The organism is Candidatus Agathobaculum pullicola, from assembly GCF_052117205.1.
In the GTDB taxonomy this organism is placed as follows: domain Bacteria; phylum Bacillota; class Clostridia; order Oscillospirales; family Butyricicoccaceae; genus Agathobaculum; species Agathobaculum pullicola.
On sequence record NZ_JBQKJP010000055.1, the window covers coordinates 1 to 15,871 of the forward strand.

General features: G+C 51.4%; 17 protein-coding genes. 9 read left to right on the forward strand and 8 right to left on the reverse strand.

Features of this window, described 5'->3' with window-relative positions; genetic code table 11:
• Positions 1-114: 114 nt before the first annotated feature.
• Complete coding sequence (ung, locus tag ACTQ3V_RS13880; RefSeq protein WP_441468048.1) at positions 115-801, reverse strand: uracil-DNA glycosylase; 687 nt, start codon at positions 799-801, stop codon at positions 115-117.
• Between the two features lie 140 nt (positions 802-941).
• Here ung and ACTQ3V_RS13885 point away from each other — a divergent pair, with 140 nt between their 5' ends.
• From ACTQ3V_RS13885 to ACTQ3V_RS13900, 4 genes are read left to right on the forward strand one after another with little or no spacing between them, the layout of a single operon-like run.
• Positions 942-1,313, forward strand: coding sequence for a GntR family transcriptional regulator (locus ACTQ3V_RS13885; protein WP_441468049.1), 372 nt, complete (start codon positions 942-944; stop codon positions 1,311-1,313).
• Positions 1,310-2,209 carry an ABC transporter ATP-binding protein gene (locus ACTQ3V_RS13890; protein WP_441468050.1) on the forward strand — a complete coding sequence of 300 codons (900 nt, stop codon included), beginning with the start codon at positions 1,310-1,312 and terminating at the stop codon, positions 2,207-2,209. Before ACTQ3V_RS13885 ends, ACTQ3V_RS13890 begins: the two co-directional genes overlap by 4 nt.
• A complete protein-coding gene (locus ACTQ3V_RS13895; protein ID WP_441468051.1) occupies positions 2,184-4,319 on the forward strand; it encodes an ABC transporter permease in 2,136 nt (711 codons plus the stop codon). The genes ACTQ3V_RS13890 and ACTQ3V_RS13895 overlap by 26 nt, the downstream gene beginning before the upstream one ends.
• Entirely contained in the window at positions 4,316-4,858 is a 543-nt protein-coding gene (locus ACTQ3V_RS13900) for a VanZ family protein (protein WP_441468052.1), read from the forward strand. Before ACTQ3V_RS13895 ends, ACTQ3V_RS13900 begins: the two co-directional genes overlap by 4 nt.
• Positions 4,859-4,920: 62 nt before the next feature.
• Here ACTQ3V_RS13900 and ACTQ3V_RS13905 read toward each other — a convergent pair whose 3' ends face one another.
• The 4 genes from ACTQ3V_RS13905 to rpmB form a co-directional block, all read right to left on the reverse strand.
• A complete protein-coding gene (locus ACTQ3V_RS13905) occupies positions 4,921-7,068 on the reverse strand; it encodes a Tex family protein (RefSeq protein WP_441468053.1) in 2,148 nt (715 codons plus the stop codon).
• A 97-nt stretch (positions 7,069-7,165) separates the two neighbouring features.
• Entirely contained in the window at positions 7,166-7,495 is a 330-nt protein-coding gene (locus ACTQ3V_RS13910) for a branched-chain amino acid transporter permease (protein ID WP_441468054.1), read from the reverse strand.
• Complete coding sequence (locus ACTQ3V_RS13915) at positions 7,492-8,181, reverse strand: AzlC family ABC transporter permease (RefSeq protein ID WP_441468055.1); 690 nt, start codon at positions 8,179-8,181, stop codon at positions 7,492-7,494. Before ACTQ3V_RS13915 ends, ACTQ3V_RS13910 begins: the two co-directional genes overlap by 4 nt.
• Positions 8,182-8,272: 91 nt before the next feature.
• Positions 8,273-8,461 carry a 50S ribosomal protein L28 gene (gene rpmB / locus ACTQ3V_RS13920; protein WP_078096872.1) on the reverse strand — a complete coding sequence of 63 codons (189 nt, stop codon included), beginning with the start codon at positions 8,459-8,461 and terminating at the stop codon, positions 8,273-8,275.
• 201 nt (positions 8,462-8,662) lie between these two features.
• On the opposite strand from rpmB, the gene hprK reads away from it, so the two are divergent.
• The 5 genes from hprK (at position 8,663) to ACTQ3V_RS13945 (ending at position 13,934) form a co-directional block, all read left to right on the forward strand.
• A complete protein-coding gene (hprK, locus tag ACTQ3V_RS13925) occupies positions 8,663-9,595 on the forward strand; it encodes an HPr(Ser) kinase/phosphatase (protein ID WP_441468056.1) in 933 nt (310 codons plus the stop codon).
• A 144-nt stretch (positions 9,596-9,739) separates the two neighbouring features.
• Positions 9,740-10,462 carry a phosphatase gene (locus ACTQ3V_RS13930; RefSeq protein WP_441468057.1) on the forward strand — a complete coding sequence of 241 codons (723 nt, stop codon included), beginning with the start codon at positions 9,740-9,742 and terminating at the stop codon, positions 10,460-10,462.
• Between the two features lie 22 nt (positions 10,463-10,484).
• Positions 10,485-11,405: an ROK family protein gene (locus tag ACTQ3V_RS13935; protein ID WP_441468058.1), complete on the forward strand. Its 921-nt coding sequence runs from the start codon at positions 10,485-10,487 to the stop codon at positions 11,403-11,405.
• Positions 11,406-11,553: 148 nt separating this feature from the next.
• Complete coding sequence (locus tag ACTQ3V_RS13940; protein ID WP_441468059.1) at positions 11,554-13,350, forward strand: N-acetylmuramoyl-L-alanine amidase family protein; 1,797 nt, start codon at positions 11,554-11,556, stop codon at positions 13,348-13,350.
• Positions 13,351-13,727: 377 nt separating this feature from the next.
• On the forward strand, positions 13,728-13,934 hold the full coding sequence (locus ACTQ3V_RS13945; RefSeq protein ID WP_502918989.1) for a DUF6514 family protein: 207 nt from the start codon (positions 13,728-13,730) through the stop codon (positions 13,932-13,934).
• 52 nt (positions 13,935-13,986) lie between these two features.
• Here the strand turns inward: ACTQ3V_RS13945 and ACTQ3V_RS13950 are convergent, their stop codons facing one another.
• The 3 genes from ACTQ3V_RS13950 to ACTQ3V_RS13960 all read right to left on the reverse strand — a co-directional run bounded on the left by ACTQ3V_RS13950 (position 13,987) and on the right by ACTQ3V_RS13960 (position 15,588).
• Positions 13,987-14,553 (reverse strand): chromate transporter, encoded by a 567-nt coding sequence (locus ACTQ3V_RS13950; protein ID WP_441468061.1) that lies wholly within the window; start codon positions 14,551-14,553, stop codon positions 13,987-13,989.
• The gene (locus ACTQ3V_RS13955) at positions 14,550-15,092 is read right to left on the reverse strand and encodes a chromate transporter (protein ID WP_441468062.1); all 543 of its coding nucleotides are present in this window, start codon (positions 15,090-15,092) and stop codon (positions 14,550-14,552) included. Before ACTQ3V_RS13955 ends, ACTQ3V_RS13950 begins: the two co-directional genes overlap by 4 nt.
• Before the next feature lie 127 nt (positions 15,093-15,219).
• The gene (locus ACTQ3V_RS13960; RefSeq protein ID WP_441468063.1) at positions 15,220-15,588 is read right to left on the reverse strand and encodes a VOC family protein; all 369 of its coding nucleotides are present in this window, start codon (positions 15,586-15,588) and stop codon (positions 15,220-15,222) included.
• Positions 15,589-15,871: the final 283 nt, after the last annotated feature.

Consider the following 15,871-nt stretch of genomic DNA (forward strand, 5'->3'; position numbering starts at 1 on the left):
TTTACAGACTCCTTTCAGAATGGTGTGTGGTAACTTCATTCTACCAGAGATCTGCAAACCATGTCTCTTTTTATCCTCTATTCAATTTGCGCAACTTATCTTACATTATCCGGATTATTCCTCGGATGCCGTATGCCGCAAATCCCAATCAATGGGGGGGATACCGATCTGCTCCAGAAACGCATTGCATTTGGAAAAATGATGGCAGCCAAAAAAGCCATTGTAGGCAGAGAGGGGAGAGGGATGCGCACACTCCAATACAAGGTGCTGCGGTGCGGTAATGAGTTTCTTTTTTGAACGCGCGTTACCGCCCCACAGAAGAAATACAATCGGCTTTTCGCGGTCATTCAGCTTTTGGATGATATGATCGGTGAACGTAGTCCAGCCGATGTTTTTGTGGCTGTTAGCTTGTCCGCGCCGCACCGTCAGCGTTGTGTTGAGTAATAGTACGCCGTGCTTTGCCCATGGTGTCAGCGTGCCATTCTGTGGCGGGTCAATCCCAAGATCGCTTTTCAGCTCTTTGAAAATGTTTTGCAGGCTGGGAGGAAGCGCAACGCCGGGCTGAACGGAGAAACATAGGCCGTGCGCCTGTCCGGGCCCGTGGTAAGGATCCTGTCCAAGCAAAACCGCTTTCACATCAGCATAGGCAGTATAGCGCAGCGCGTTGAAAATATCATTCATAGGAGGATAAATGGTCTGTTCCACATATTCTTTTTTCAGCCAGTAGCGGATACGTTTGTAGTAATCCTGCTGAAATTCATCCGCCAGTATTTCGTCCCAGTCATTTCCTAAATGTACCATGATAGCCTCCAGAATCAGTTTGTAATCATTATAGCATAGGTATTGTCAAAAAGCCATTGACAGAAAGGAAGTGTTCAACTATACTGTAAGTGTACTAACACACATAATACGGTTGGAACACATAAGAAAGGAGGCGCGATATGATCAAGGTGGATTATCGGGATGCACGGCCGATCTATGAACAGATTGTCGATGGCGTGGAGACGCTTGCGCTGCGGGGCGCATTGCCGGCTGGCAGTCAGCTGCCCAGTGTCAGGCAGTTGGCAATGGAGCTTTCCATCAATCCGAACACCATTCAGCGCGCATATGCCGAACTGGAGCGACGTGGGGTCATCTATGCGGCCAAGGGGCGTGGAAATTTTATTTCGGATGACACGGCGGCGTTATGCCAACGGCGCTTGGAGGAAATCGGAGCGCAGGTACATGCGCTGGCAGATCAGGCGCGTGCACTTGGCGCAAAGGAGGAGCAGATACGCGAATGGGTTAAGCAGAAAGGAGATGGTACGACATGATTACAGCGGAAAATGCGACCAAGCGCTTCGATAACATCACTGCGGTCGATCATGTGTGTGCAGAGGTGCGGGACGGCTCGGTTTATGGATTGATTGGCTCTAACGGTGCAGGAAAGTCAACATTTTTACGGATGCTGGCAGGGATTTTGAAGCCGGACGAAGGCACGGTATGTATTGACGGCGCAGATATATTTGAAAATACTGCGCTGAAAGAACGATTTTTCTTCATTTCAGACGAGCAGTTCTTTTTTTCTAACTGCACGCCTGCAGAGATGAAGAATTATTACAAGCGATTTTACCGGCATTTCAATGAGGAGCGTTACCGAAAGCTGATGCAGGGATTTGGTCTGGATGAAAAGCGCAAAATCCGTACCTTTTCCAAGGGAATGAAAAAGCAGGTATCGGTGATTTGCGGCATTTGTGCGGGAACGGATTATCTATTCTGTGACGAGACGTTTGACGGGCTGGACCCGGTGGTTCGTCAGACGGTCAAGAGCCTGTTTGCAGAGGACGTGGAAAGCCGAGGGCTGACGCCGGTCATTGCTTCGCACAATTTGCGCGAGTTGGAGGATATCTGTGATCATGTCGGCCTCCTGCACCGAGGCGGCATCCTGTTCTCACGCGACTTGGATGAGATGAAGCTGGATATGTTCAAGATGCAGTGTATTTTTACCGACAAATTGCCTGCGGATGCGTGGCAGGGCATCGATGTACTGCGTTTGGAGCAGCGCGGCTCACTGTACACGCTGACCGCGCGCGGCAGTCGGGAAAAACTGCAGGCGAAGGTAAATGCGATGAATCCTACCTTCTGCGAGATGCTGCCGCTGACGCTGGAGGAAATCTTTATTAATGAAACGGAGGTGGCTGGCTATGACATCAAAAAGCTTCTCTTCTAAGGGATTGCTGGGCGACAGCCTGCGCCAGAATTTGTGGGGCTTTGTGCTGGGCGGCGTAGGATTCTTCTTCTCCCTGCTGCTGCCGGTTCTGATGACCATGCAGCGGGCGCTGGAAAACCGCGCCGAGCAGCTGCAGCGATTCCCGGAATTTGTCGATCAAGACTGGCAACGTGCGCTTTCGACAGTGACCACTTTATTGAGCGGCGGCAATCCCTTTGTGAAAGCGGCCTTTGTCGTCATGGCGATTGTGTGCGGCATTGCAATGTTCGCGTATCTGCATGCACGGCAAAAGGTGGACTTTTATCACAGCCTGCCGATTTCTCGCACACGGCTGTTTGTCAATAATTATTTGACCGGCGTAATTTTTGCCGTTTCGACCTATGCGGTGATGCTGATCATCACGATAGTCTGCACCTTTGCCATGGGCTTTGGCGCGGCGGTTGATTGGGCCGCCATCGGCGGCACAGTGCTGTGCTATCTAATTGTATTTCTGCTGCTGTATGCGTTGACCGTGTTGACGACAGTAGTATGCGGTAATACGGTGATCACATTGCTTCTGCTTGCGTGGGTGATGTTGTCTCCCATGCTGGTGCGCATGCTGTACAGCAGTTTGTGCGATAAATTCTATCAAAGCTTCACAATGGAGTCGGCCAACGTGCAGGAGATATTCCATCTGTCGCCGCTGGTGCAGTTCTTTATGCTCGATGGGCTGTATTATGGGCGTATGAGCAGTGTGAATATGAATTATGCAGAGCGCACTTCGGCCCTCGGATTGCTATTGTTGTATTTGGTAGCAGCAGTTGCCATCACGGTGCTCGGCTGGTATCTATTCCGTATCCGCAGAAGCGAGAGAACAGGCGTAGCACTGGCATTTACACCTGCCAAGCTGCCCATTAAGGTGTATATGTGCCTGATAATGGGTGTGGCATTCGGTCTGGTCTTCGGCATGATTGCAGGAGACTTCTGGTTCTGGGTTGGCCTTGTGCTTGGCACAGTGCTGTTCCACTGGATTGTGGAAATGATTTATGCTTTCGACTTCCATGCCATTTTTGCAAAGCCAGTGCATCTTGCGGCAATTCTGGTGGTTTTATTTGCAGGTATGCTGTGCATGAAATTTGATGTCACCGGTTATGACAGTTGGCTGCCGAACCGTGACAGTATTCAGGCTGTGAGCATAGACGGCAGTGCGCAAGAGGAGCTGACCAATCTGGACAATATTGATGCGGTTTATCAGTTGGCGGAAATGGGAACGCAGATCAACCGAGACGCCTTGCAGAAAGAAGGAAATTACCGTGGTCTGACGCTGCGGTTCCGGCTCGGCAGTCGAACGGCGATGCGCTTTTTCCTGCTGCCGGATGATGAGGAGGTCAATACGCTGTGCAATCAGATTTACAGCTCGGAGGAATACAAACGCGCTACATGGCCGCTGTTTCAGGTGGATTTGGAGCAGCAGAATGCGCAAAGTCAATACAGCCTGGATATTTATACAACCGAGAGCGGCTATGAAGTTGCTTCTACGCTGAATTTCCGGGACTATACTCGTCAAATTCTGGCTGCGCTGCAGAAAGAATCACTTGCGAGGACGGAGAACGGTTTGCCTGTGCTTCGATTGGAGATTTTCCGACTGGATGAAAACGGCGTTGAGCTGTGGGAGGGCGATGCTTATGTAGCAGCAGAGGATAAGGAAACGCTTGCGCTGATTGAAAAGCTCACGGGTATTAAGCCTATGCCGCTATCGACGGATAACGTCACGCAGATCGAGCTCCAGTATAGTATGCAAGAGGCAAATGGGGATACAGTGTTGCAAAGCGTGGAAGTCACCGATCCGGCTGATATAGCGGTGCTGCTGAAAAATGGAATCAACCGCGATGCGATGAACCTGTACGGCGCCAATGAAGCTGCTATGAATGGATTCTTTTTTGATAAGCGGATAGATAGTGTGCATGTTGTGGCCTACGTGAATCATGGAGAGGTAGAGAATTGGTACGGGTTGGCCTATGCTGAAGGAGATTGGCCGGAGGAAGTGGTAGAAAAATATCGTCCGGATGGATTTGACACGACGAATGATGATGAAACTTCCAACGGTATGGCAACGGAGGAAGCCGGATGAGACGGCGCGATGTATGCGGCGTAGTCCTACTGCTGGTTTATCTGATGGGCGTGGGACTGGTGACCGGTCCGTCGCTCTATCAACTGCTAATGGGGAGATTGCCGGAACCAAGATTGGAGTTACTCCCATTTGCCGATATCATTCGTGTCTTGACGGATAAAACCTCTCCGGGACTGGGTGCATTTATGAACATTGTGGGTAATCTGGCACTGCTTGCACCACTGGGCATTCTGTTGCCGCTGTTCTGGAGATATTTTGACAGGGCAAGGCACACCATCCTGTTTGCAGCTGGATTATCGCTCAGCATCGAGCTAATTCAGATTGTGGCAGGAGGTGTGACCTCGGTTGACGACATGGTTCTCAACACAGTGGGTGCGGCAATTGGCTTTGCGCTGGCAAAACTGCTGCTACGCGTCTGTCCACGGCTGAGCCCGCGGAAAGAGAGAGGCGCTCAATGGATTTACCCGCTTGCATGCTGGCTTATGGTGATTGTGCTGGTAACTGTGATGGATGTCATGACGCTTGGAATGATTTGGTAGGACAGTGAGTGATAGCATAACAAAAGGGAGTGCCCTACAGGGCGCTCCCTTTTGATTTGGTGCTATATTTTCATGGTAAGCGAGATGCGGTGCGTCTTGGGGTCTGCTGAAAGAACAGCCACATCCACCACGTCTCCCACAGTGACCACCTCGGACGGATGCTTGACAAACCGGTTACAAAGCTGCGAGATGTGTACCAATCCATCCTGATGCACACCGATATCCACAAATGCGCCGAAGTCCGCAACATTGCGTACCGTACCCTTGAGTTTCATGCCGGGTTTGAGGTCTGCAATGTCCAACACATCCGAGCGCAGCAGCGGGGGCGGTAGTTCGTCACGCGGATCGCGGCCGGGCTTTTGCAGTTCTTCGATCATGTCGGTCAGCGTCGGCACGCCCACACCGCATCGGGCAGCGGCATCGGCCATGCCGAGCTGTTTAACGCGGTCATTTAACTCGCCAATCTTGCCTTGTGCGGCATCCTCTGTCGTGTAGCCGCATAGAGTGAGCAGTGTGCGTGCAGCTTCATAGGCTTCCGGGTGTACACCGGTGTGGTCGAGCAGGTCAGCACCATCCGGCACACGCAGAAAACCCGCGCATTGCTCAAACGCCTTGGGGCCGAGCCCCTTGACCTTGAGCAACTGCTTGCGGTTCTGAAAGCTGCCGTTCTGTTCGCGGAAAGCCGTGATATTTTTGGAAACGGTCGGGCTGATGCCGGCAACACGGCGCAGCAGGGCGGGAGATGCGGTATTTAGGTCCACACCGACGGCGTTGACGCAGTCCTCCACCACGCCGTCGAGCGCGTCGCTTAGGCGCCCCTGTGGCATATCATGCTGATATTGGCCCACACCAATGGATTTCGGGTCGATTTTGACCAGTTCGGCAAGCGGGTCCTGCAAACGGCGCGCGATGGATACGGCAGAGCGGAGGTTGACATCAAAATCCGGAAACTCTTCTGCGCCGAGCGGGGAAGCTGAGTAAACCGACGCGCCCGCTTCGGATACGACCATATAGTCGATACCGCCGCCGTATTCGCGGATGAAATCGGAAATGAAAATTTCGCTCTCCTTGGATGCCGTGCCGTTGCCGATGGCGATGCAGGTGATTTTGTACCGGTCGCACAGACGACGCAGTGTACGTTTGCTGTCCTCGGTCTTTTTAAGCGGCGGGGTAGGATAGATGACCGCCGTATCAAGCACCTTGCCAGTTTCGTCCACGACAGCCAGCTTGCAGCCGTTGCGGTAGCCCGGGTCGAAGCCCAGTGTCACGCGACCGCGCACGGGCGGCTGCATGAGCAGCGGTCGCAGATTGAGCGCAAAGGTATGGATGGCTTGCTCATCAGCCGCATCGGTTAACTCGCTGCGCTGCTCACGCTCCAGCGAGGGAAACAACAGTCGCTTCCAGCTGTCTGCGCAAACCTCTCGTAAAAGCGCAGCATAGGGATTTTTCGGATGGACTGCCGCGCGGATGATTGCAGCAAGTGCTTCGGTTTCGTCTGCTTCGAGCGTGACCTTGAGCTTGCCCTCTTTCTCGCCACGGTTGATGGCGAGTACACGATGGCTTTGCAGCTTACGCACCGGCTCGGAAAAATCGTGGTACATAGCGTAGACTGTGTCATCTTCGTCGCAGCCTGTAGTGCGGATGACACCAGTGCGGTGCAAAAGCATGCGCAGACGGCCGCGCAGCGCAGCGTCATCGGATAAATCCTCCGCGATGATGTCGCCCGCACCTGCCAGAGCAGCTTCGGCGGTTTCCACGCCTTTTTCTGCGTCGATATACGTCTGTGCGAGTTCTTCCGCGGTGGGGGACGGGCCGCGCGCAGCAAGAAGGGCTTCGGCTAACGGGGCAAGCCCCTTTTCGCGGGCCACAGACGCACGGGTGCGCCGTTTGGGCCGATAAGGACGATACAGGTCATCCAGCGCGGCAAGCGTCTGCGCTGTCGCGATTGCGACGGAAAGTTCGTCTGTCAGTTTGCCTTGCGCCTCGATTGCTTGACGTACTTCATCGCGGCGTGCGTCCAGCCCGCGCAGGTAGGCAAGGCGGTCTGCCAGCTGACGGATGGTCTGGTCATCCATCGTGCCGTGCATTTCTTTACGATAACGCGCGATAAACGGAACGGTGTTGCCGTCGTCGAGCAGTTTTACAATATTTTCGACATATTCTTCCTTTTGCCCGAGCTCACGGGCCAGAATTTGCGTAATGGTTTCCATGGCGATGCTCCTTTTCCTGACTGGGTTTTATTGTACCATAGATAGCGTGATGAGGAAATAAAAAAACCGCGCTGTTTTTCACAGCGCGGAAAACCGTTCAGGTAAATATATTCTGAATGAGATACATGTACAACACCGTTCCTACGCCAATGGAGAGCAAATTGTTGCGTTTCCACACGTGCAGCGCGGCGGTCACAGCAATACACAGCAGTTCAGGGGCACCATGCGGAGCGGCCAGCCAATTGACATTTTTAACGCAGTAGACGATAAGCAGCGCAATAACAGCGGGCGGCAGCGCCTGACCCAGATAGCGCACAATCGGTGGGATGGGCTTTTTTCCGTTGAACAGCAGGAACGGGGCAACGCGAGTTGCGAAGGTACACACAGCCGCGACCACAATCAAGGTCAGTGCTCTTGCAGGCGTCATTGCGCCACCTCCTTTGCCAGGCGGCCGCGCAGCGCAACCAGCATAACGCAGATGGCCAGCATTGCGGGCAGAATGAAGTTATCCGGTCCGAGCAGCGCGAGAGACACAGCGGCGGCACCCAGTCCGAGAAAGGCAGGGATGTGCTGCTTGGTGCTCATCCATTGCTCGATGAAAATCACGGTGAACAGCGAGGTCATGGCAAAATCGATGCCGGTAGAATCAAACGGCAGCATACCGCCAATGACAGCGCCGATAACCGAGCCAAAAATCCAATAGCTGTGGTCAAGAATGGCGATCCACAGGCGCATGGCATTGGGATCGACTTCTTTCGGTGTCTTCAGTGAGCACAAAAGGGAATAGGTTTCGTCGGTCAAGGAAAAAATCATGTACCATTTGGCAAGTCCCATTTGATGGAAGGTTTCGAGAAAGGACAGGCCGTAAAAAATATGTCGGCAGTTAAGAAGAATGGTCATCAGTGCGACGGTAACAAGAGATGCGTTCGCGGCAAGCAAGGAAACCAGCAAATACTGACCCGATCCGGCATAGATGATAAGACTGGTCAAAAAGGCCCACGGGGTGGTGTAGCCGATGTCGCGCAGCATCACACCGAACGCAAAGCCGATAAACAGGTAGCCGCAAAGCACGGGAATTGTCACCGCGAATGCGGGACGGAAAGCCTTTTTCATGTGGAAATCACCTTCTCAAAGCAAATAGGCAATAGAAAAGCGCTCTGCAAACAGAGCGCTTTGACAGTTTCAACGGTATCGCGTCTGGAAATCAGATCGCGCGGGTTACCTTGCCGGAGCGGAGGCACCGAGTACACACGTTGATATGGCGGGGAGTACCGTCCACCAGAGCCTTTACACGACGAACGTTCGGCTTCCAGGTACGGTTGGAGCGACGATGAGAGTGGGAAACCTGAATACCGAAGGTCACACCCTTGCCGCAAATATCGCACTTTGCCATTTTCCTGCACCTCCTTCTCTTGTGCATTGCATAACGGATATTATAATACCACAACAAATAGTAAAATGCAAGTTATTTTTTACAAAAAAAATGCTTTTTCAAGTTTTGACGCAGTCCAGCCGGAAACCGTTGAAAAGTGAGGGAAAAGGGGGTATAATACAATTATCTTATCACCTGCCACCGCGGAAGGGAGTATGGTTTATGCAGTTAAAAGAGTTTGGCGTCAGCCTGGGGGAGCTTATCCAGGAATTTAATTTTGAGGTGGTTTACGGACCTGAGGGTTTTGAAAAGACCGAAATCACCAAGGATGACGTCAATCGTCCCGGCTTGCAGCTGGCAGGCTTTTTCGATTATTTCGACCCCAACCGCATTCAAATAATGGGCAAGGTGGAGTCGAGTTACGTAGAGCGGATGGAGCCGGATGCGCGTCGCGCCTGCTTTGAGCGACTGTTTGCCACCGGTATTCCGGTACTGATTATTTCGCGCAATATTGATGTGTTCCCGGAGTGTATGGAATCGGCGCAGAAATGCGGCGTGCCTATTTTGCGCACCAATGATTTTACTTCGACCATTATGAGCGCCATCATTGCGTCGCTCAAGGTCAATCTCGCACCGCGTGTGACGCTTCACGGCGTTTTGATTGAGATTTACGGTGAAGGTGTGCTGCTGCTGGGCGATTCCGGCGTCGGTAAGTCGGAAACGGCAATCGAGCTGGTCAAACGCGGACATCGTCTGATAGCGGACGATGCGGTGGAGATCAAACGTGTGTCGGATAAAACGCTGGTCGGTACCGCGCCCGAAGTGATTCGCCATTTTATTGAACTGCGTGGTATCGGTATTGTGGACGTGCGCCGTATTTTTGGTGTTGGCGCTATCAAAATGACCGAAAAGGTGGAACTTGTCATCAATCTGGAGCCTTGGGAAGAAGGCAAGCAATATGACCGCCTTGGACTGGACGGACAAACGACCTCTATCTTAGATATTGCTGTGCCCAGCCTGACTATTCCGGTGAAGCCCGGTCGAAATCTGGCTGTCATCATTGAAGTGGCTGCGATGAACGACCGCCAGAAGAAAATGGGCTTTAATGCAGCCAAGGAACTACAGGAGCGCATGCTCAAGCAGTACGGAAATTAAGGTTCTGATTTCGGGCGGCGTATTCCTGCCTGACTGGTTAACAGTGATTTCATCCAAAGCCCGGCGACGCTGGGCTTTTGGTGTAAGCGCACGCGCGGCGCAGAGATACATTTACAAGCATACCATAAAGGAGCGCAAAAGTTTATGCAAATTGTAGCAGACCTGCACACCCATACAGTAGCAAGCACACATGCCTATTCCACGGTTTATGAAATGGCGCGCGGTGCGAAAGACCGAGGGCTAATTGCTATCGGCATTACCGACCACGGGCCGGACATGGTGGACGGACCGCATGAGTGGCATTTTTCTAATCTGGATATTCTGCCGCGTCAAATTGAAGGAGTAACCGTGATTCGCGGCATTGAGTTTAATATCTGTCCGGGTGGAGAACTGGATCATATGCAGGTGGGTAGCCTAAAACCGATTGAATTTGCATTGGCATCCTTCCATGAATGCTGTTTTGAACCGTCTACCAGAGCGGTACATACCGAGGTGTTGGAAACGGTTTTGCAAGACAAGCGGGTCAATGCGCTGGGGCATCTTGGCAACGCCAAGTATGACTTCGATAAGGAATACATTATCTCTCGCTGCAATCAGTATGATAAACTGGTAGAGATCAACAGCAATTCCTTCGCCATTCGCAAGGGAAGCCGGGAAAACTGCACGGAAATCGCCCGGTTATGCAAAAAATATGAGGTGCCGATCGTTGTGAATAGCGATTCGCATATCGAGCATCGTGTCGGCTGCGTGGACAATGCGCTGGCCATGTTGGAAGAGATCGGGTTTCCGGAGGAACTGATGGTTAATAGCAGTCGGGAACGATTGGATATGTATTTCCGCGGCCGCGGGCTGCATTTATTTGAATAAACGGAAGAAGGGACGGAATTATATGCGGATTGGTATTGATCTGGGAGGAACGTCGGTCAAGGCGGCGCTGTGCGAAGAGGATGGAACACTGCTGGCAAAACAGAGCACGCCCACCAGAACGGGAGATGCTATGGGGCTGTGCGCAGATATGAAGCTGCTTGCGCTGGCCTTGTGCGGAGAGCGCGGTATTGCGGCAAGTCAGGTGACCAGTATCGGAATCGGGGTGCCTGGTTCGTTTGATAAAGAGACCTGCACGCTGAAATTCGGTACGAATCTTGGCATGAACAACGTTTGCTTTGCTGATGCTTTTCAGCCGGAATTTAGCTGTGCGGTACAGCTGGATAACGATGCCAACTGTGCGGCTTTGGGTGAAGCGACGGCAGGCGCGGCGAAGAATGCGCGCAATATGCTGATGGTGACGCTGGGTACCGGTGTCGGCGGAGGTATTATCATTGACGGAAAACTCTATACCGGCTGCAACGGTATTGCGGGAGAGATGGGGCATGTTGTTATCCAGCGTGACGGTGAGCCGTGCAACTGTGGGCGGAAGGGATGTCTGGAAGCATATGCGTCGGCATCGGCCTTTGTCAAGTTTGCAGAACGGGCACTGGCGGAAGGTCGCGAGAGTCTGCTAAGCAAAAGTGCGGGGCACCTCGATGCCAAAATGATTTGTGACGCTGTAGATGCGGGAGATTCGCTGGCCCGTGAACTGTTTGACGATTATTGTGAGAATCTTTCCAGCGGACTGGCCAGTTATATCAATATCTTCCAGCCGGAATGTTTGGTATTGGGCGGCGGTTTAGCCGGTTACGGTGAAAAACTGCTTGAGCCCCTGCGTCGTTTGACGGCACCGCAGACCTTCCGCAGCGACAAGTGTAATACGGAGATTGTGTGCGCATCTCTTGGAAATGATGCCGGTTTAATTGGTGCGGCAATGTTGTAAAAAAATAGAATTATGTAATATAAGCGGGGCATTTGTAATATTACAAATGCCCCGCTTTGTGACAGATAGCATTGAATTTCGAGCGGTTTCGTGATAAAATACATTCCATATAAGCACATATTCACACGGGACGGCACGGAGGTTTCACATGCGTTTCAAGCGAATTATCGCGTTACTGTGCGCGGCCATTTACATGTCAATATCAGGCGCAGCGGCGGTTGAACTGCCGCAAACGGCGCTTTCGGACGAGGTAGGGATGACGTCTCTGTCGCAGGAGCAGACAGAGGAGCAGACACCGCCAGAGACAGATTTGCCGGTGACACGGGCAACCGCATTAAAAGTTGTGCCTTCCACGCATCGCGTGCAGGTGAACGGTGAAGCGGTCAATCCACAAGCGTATAATATTGACGGATATAACTATTTTAAGTTGCGAGATTTGGCCTATTTGCTCGACGGTACCGCTATATCGTTTAATGTCACATGGGACAGTGCCAAGAATGCGGTCAACCTGATTTCCGGACAGGCGTATACGGCTGTCGGCGGGGAAATGACTGTGGCATCAACGACCTCTTTGCGGGTGCAGGAATCTACGTCCAAGGTTTTGCTGGACGGCAGCGGCGTTTCTATCAAAGGCTACAATATCAACGGCAATAATTATTATAAAATTGCAGATGTGTCCTCTGCCATTGGTTTCACTGCCGCATATGAAAGCACAACGAAGACCGTTCAGATCAAAACACCGTCGGCCCCCCCTACGCCGCAGCCGGAACCGGAACCGCAGCCGGAGCCAGAGCCAGAGCCTCAGCCGGAACCGGAACCACAGCCGGAGCCAGAGGAACCGGATAAGCCGTTTGTCATGGGTATTTATCAGGTGAAGGTGGATTCAACGCTATCGATTCGCTCCGGCCCCGGGACGAGCTATGAGATTGTCGGCCAGTTATCCAACGGAGCGCAGATCATTGTGGATGAGTTGAAGAACGGTTGGGCACATATCAAAAATACCAGCGGATATTGCAGTGCAGATTATTTAACTCGAATAAAGGATTATGCGGATGGCACGGAGCCGGAAGAACCCGAAGAACCATTTGTGACAGGCGTGTATCGCGTAAAGGTGGATTCTTCTTTGTCGGTTCGCTCCGGCCCGGGCACGAGCTACAGCATCGTGGGTCGCCTGAAAAATGGTGATGACATTGTAGTGGACGGCATGGAAAATGGCTGGGCGCACCTAATGGATACCAGCGTAGGCACCGGCAGATATTGCAACGCGGATTACTTAACTCGAATTGAGGATTATGATACCAGTCAAGGGGAACCGGAGGATCCGGTAACTCCGCCGCGCACCTCACATCTGGATGGGAAAATGACGGTGATTGTGGATGCAGGACATGGCGGAAGTGATATCGGTGCGCATAATGAAGATGGGTCGCTGGATGAAAAACACGTGAACCTATATGTGGCGCAATATCTGCAATCCTATTTGGAAGAGGCCGGTGTCGACGTGATTATGGTGCGTGATACGATGGAAGCAGGCAGTTCGCTGTCGTTGCGCGGCACCGTGATGGAGAAATATGTGGCGTCTGCGGATCTGTTCTTCAGCATCCATCATAATGCAGCTAATAAGACGGCGCGCGGTGCGGAAGTGCTTGCCCAGATTGCGGACAAAAACGGAGGGCCAAGTAAAATTCTGGGTGAAGCGCTGTTGGCGGAATACGAGGCGCTGGGAATTCCGATTCGGCAGGTTGTGTTTAAGGAAGGCAGCAACGGAGATTATTATTACACCAACCGTGCTGCGGCATCTCTGTTTATTCCGGCATTGACCAGTGAATTCTGCTTCATAGATAATGAGGAAGATCAGAAATTCATAGACAGCGAAGAAGACTGGCAGGCAGAGGCGCATGCACAGTATAATGCGATTATGTACTATTTTACGCAAGTAGAGTATTAAAAACAGAAAGGACGTTTGTTTTGTAAAGGAAGAGAACGGAACCTATCTGTGTCGAGAACTGAAAGGCGTTGCGGATGGCAAGGTGCGTCGTTCCTGCAACGGCTGTATGGAGCAGGCATGCAATTTGATCGAACAAACTTTGGCAGAATAATCAATTGCCGCAGATGTCAAGCCATCTGCGGCAATTATTTTATCTTTTGTTCGGCCAGATTCGACAAACACATAGAGTATTTGCGCGTAAAATGAATGAGAAAGACGCTCCAAAGGGGGACATGATGCTTGCAAATCATCAAAAGCATCATGATGGAAATGCAAATAAATGAAAGATAGGCGAGCGGATCGAAAACTATGCGGAAGTATCACAGGGGGTGATAAAAGTGGTTCACTATGTAGTGACAAAGGGTAAGTCAGAAGGCAGAGAGAAATATGGAATCGCTGTTATAAGGTCTCAGGAACAGATTGACAGCATTGAGGATATTGCGCCTACTTTGGAAGAAACAACTGTCTTGGCGGCTTATCTACAAGAAAATGGTGTTGCGGCTGTACATTTTCGGGATGTGGTGGAGGATTATTTGGCACGGTAGAAAAGAGGAAAAATAATACGCGGCAGGAGATTATCGGCTCCTGCCGCGTTTTTTAAAATTGCAACAATATTCCTACAAAAGCACCCACACCGATAAAAACGATAGGATGAATTTTAGGGAATTTCCAAATTGCAAATGATAGGATGAGGAAAAATGTGATAGCCGGGATATTGAGAACAGACATAATGCTGGACAATCCGTTCCACAGTTCTGTATGGAACAGAGAGGAAACAAAGACTTCGAGCATAGCGCCGAAAATCAGGCCGGCAGAGGCGGGACGCAGTCCGTAAAAGCCGTCCTGCACCAAATTAGAATCACGGAAGCGGGTCAGCGCACGGGCAATAAGAATGATTATAATGACCGATGGCAGGACCAAAGAGAGGGTTGCGGTTAGGGAGCCAAGTATGCCTGCTGCTCGGAAACCGGCGTAGGTAGCAGAGTTGATGCCCATGGGACCGGGAGTAGACTCGGAAACCGCGATCATGTCCAGCAGGTCGCTGGAGGTAAACCAGGGGTAGTTCTCCGCAATATCCTGAAGAAATGGAATGGTGGCCAAGCCGCCGCCGATGGAGAAAAGACCGGTTTTGAAAAACTCCCAAAACAGCTGTAGAAAAATCATGTGCGTCGCCTCCGGAAAAGCCCGAGTAGGACGCCGACAGCACCGGAAAAGATGACCATAATCACGGGAGAAACGCCGAAAAAGGCTACCGATGCGAAGGTAATCAGCAGAATCAGAGTTGTCGGCATATCCACAACACTTTTCTTTGCCAGCTTCCAAACGGATTGCACAACCAAGGCACACACCGCAATGCGCACACCGGAAAAGGCGTCTTGGACAACCGGTAAGTGGGCGAATTGCTGAATGAAAGATGCAATGATAATGATGATGACCAGGGAGGGAAAGATCATCCCGGCGGTGGCACAAACAGCGCCGACAATGCCTCGCTGCTTGTACCCAATGAAGGTGGCGGTGTTGATGGCAATGACACCGGGGGTGCACTGACCAATCGCATAATAGTCCATCAACTCGTCCTCGGTAGCCCATGCACGTTTTTTAACGACTTCAAGCTGCAAAATCGGGAGCATGGCATATCCACCGCCGAAGGTGCAGACGCCGATGCGGGCAAAGGTCAAAAATAAATCCAGATATGGGTTCAAAGGTATATTCATTCCTTTCGCGCGTTGAGATGGTTAGGAAAGTGATGGCAGCGAGCATTTATGTGAAAAATAAGAGACCGCCTGGATGACGGCGGCCTCCATGTTTTTCTTGTGCTTGCGCCGCAGATCACTTGGCAGGTATAATTTCCAGCCAATAGCCGTCCGGATCGGCAATAAAATAAATTCCCATCGCCGGGTTTTCAAAGCAGATGCAGCCCATTTCCTGATGCTTGCGATATGCGGCAGGATAATCATCCACAACAAAAGCCAGATGGAATTCGTTGTCGCCCAAATTGTAGGAACCTTCCCAATCCCGTAGCCAAGTCAGTTCAAGCTGGTGCTTAGAGACACCATCGCTTAGATAAACAATAATATAGCTTCCATCGTCTGCATTGATGCGGCGGACTTCGTTTAAACCGAGCGCTTTCTGATAAAAAGCGAGTGAACGATCGAGATCGCGCACATTATAGTTGTTATGGGCAAAGGTGAATTGCATAAAAGGTATCCTCCTTGTTGTTGTGAAGTTACTGTACCACGTTTTTGAAAAAAACACAATCCGCTTACCCGGAAATTTTACCCTTGGAAACAGAAAAACATACAGGTGCAGGGCATCGCAGGGTATAGAGAGGAGGTCCGGCTGGGAGACAAAGCAAGGGGAGAACAATAAAATGTAGGAGTACAATACATCTTGGACAGTTGAATAAAAAAGGGATGAAGGATAAGGCCTCATCGGTTAAAGTTGAGTTGCTACACTTAACTTGACGAGAGGGGGCCATATC

Excerpts from the sequence above, each read along its gene's own strand:
- ung (WP_441468048.1), bottom strand. The coding sequence starts at position 801 with ATGGTACATTTAGGAAATGACTGGGACGAAATACTGGCGGATGAATTT.
- ACTQ3V_RS13900 (WP_441468052.1), top strand. The coding sequence starts at position 4,316 with ATGAGACGGCGCGATGTATGCGGCGTAGTCCTACTGCTGGTTTATCTG.
- ACTQ3V_RS13915 (WP_441468055.1), bottom strand. The coding sequence starts at position 8,181 with ATGAAAAAGGCTTTCCGTCCCGCATTCGCGGTGACAATTCCCGTGCTT.
- rpmB (WP_078096872.1), bottom strand. The coding sequence starts at position 8,461 with ATGGCAAAGTGCGATATTTGCGGCAAGGGTGTGACCTTCGGTATTCAG.
- ACTQ3V_RS13940 (WP_441468059.1), top strand. The coding sequence starts at position 11,554 with ATGCGTTTCAAGCGAATTATCGCGTTACTGTGCGCGGCCATTTACATG.
- ACTQ3V_RS13895 (WP_441468051.1), top strand. The coding sequence starts at position 2,184 with ATGACATCAAAAAGCTTCTCTTCTAAGGGATTGCTGGGCGACAGCCTG.
- ACTQ3V_RS13890 (WP_441468050.1), top strand. The coding sequence starts at position 1,310 with ATGATTACAGCGGAAAATGCGACCAAGCGCTTCGATAACATCACTGCG.
- hprK (WP_441468056.1), top strand. The coding sequence starts at position 8,663 with ATGCAGTTAAAAGAGTTTGGCGTCAGCCTGGGGGAGCTTATCCAGGAA.
- ACTQ3V_RS13885 (WP_441468049.1), top strand. The coding sequence starts at position 942 with ATGATCAAGGTGGATTATCGGGATGCACGGCCGATCTATGAACAGATT.
- ACTQ3V_RS13930 (WP_441468057.1), top strand. The coding sequence starts at position 9,740 with ATGCAAATTGTAGCAGACCTGCACACCCATACAGTAGCAAGCACACAT.
- ACTQ3V_RS13960 (WP_441468063.1), bottom strand. The coding sequence starts at position 15,588 with ATGCAATTCACCTTTGCCCATAACAACTATAATGTGCGCGATCTCGAT.
- ACTQ3V_RS13950 (WP_441468061.1), bottom strand. The coding sequence starts at position 14,553 with ATGATTTTTCTACAGCTGTTTTGGGAGTTTTTCAAAACCGGTCTTTTC.
- ACTQ3V_RS13910 (WP_441468054.1), bottom strand. The coding sequence starts at position 7,495 with ATGACGCCTGCAAGAGCACTGACCTTGATTGTGGTCGCGGCTGTGTGT.
- ACTQ3V_RS13905 (WP_441468053.1), bottom strand. The coding sequence starts at position 7,068 with ATGGAAACCATTACGCAAATTCTGGCCCGTGAGCTCGGGCAAAAGGAA.
- ACTQ3V_RS13935 (WP_441468058.1), top strand. The coding sequence starts at position 10,485 with ATGCGGATTGGTATTGATCTGGGAGGAACGTCGGTCAAGGCGGCGCTG.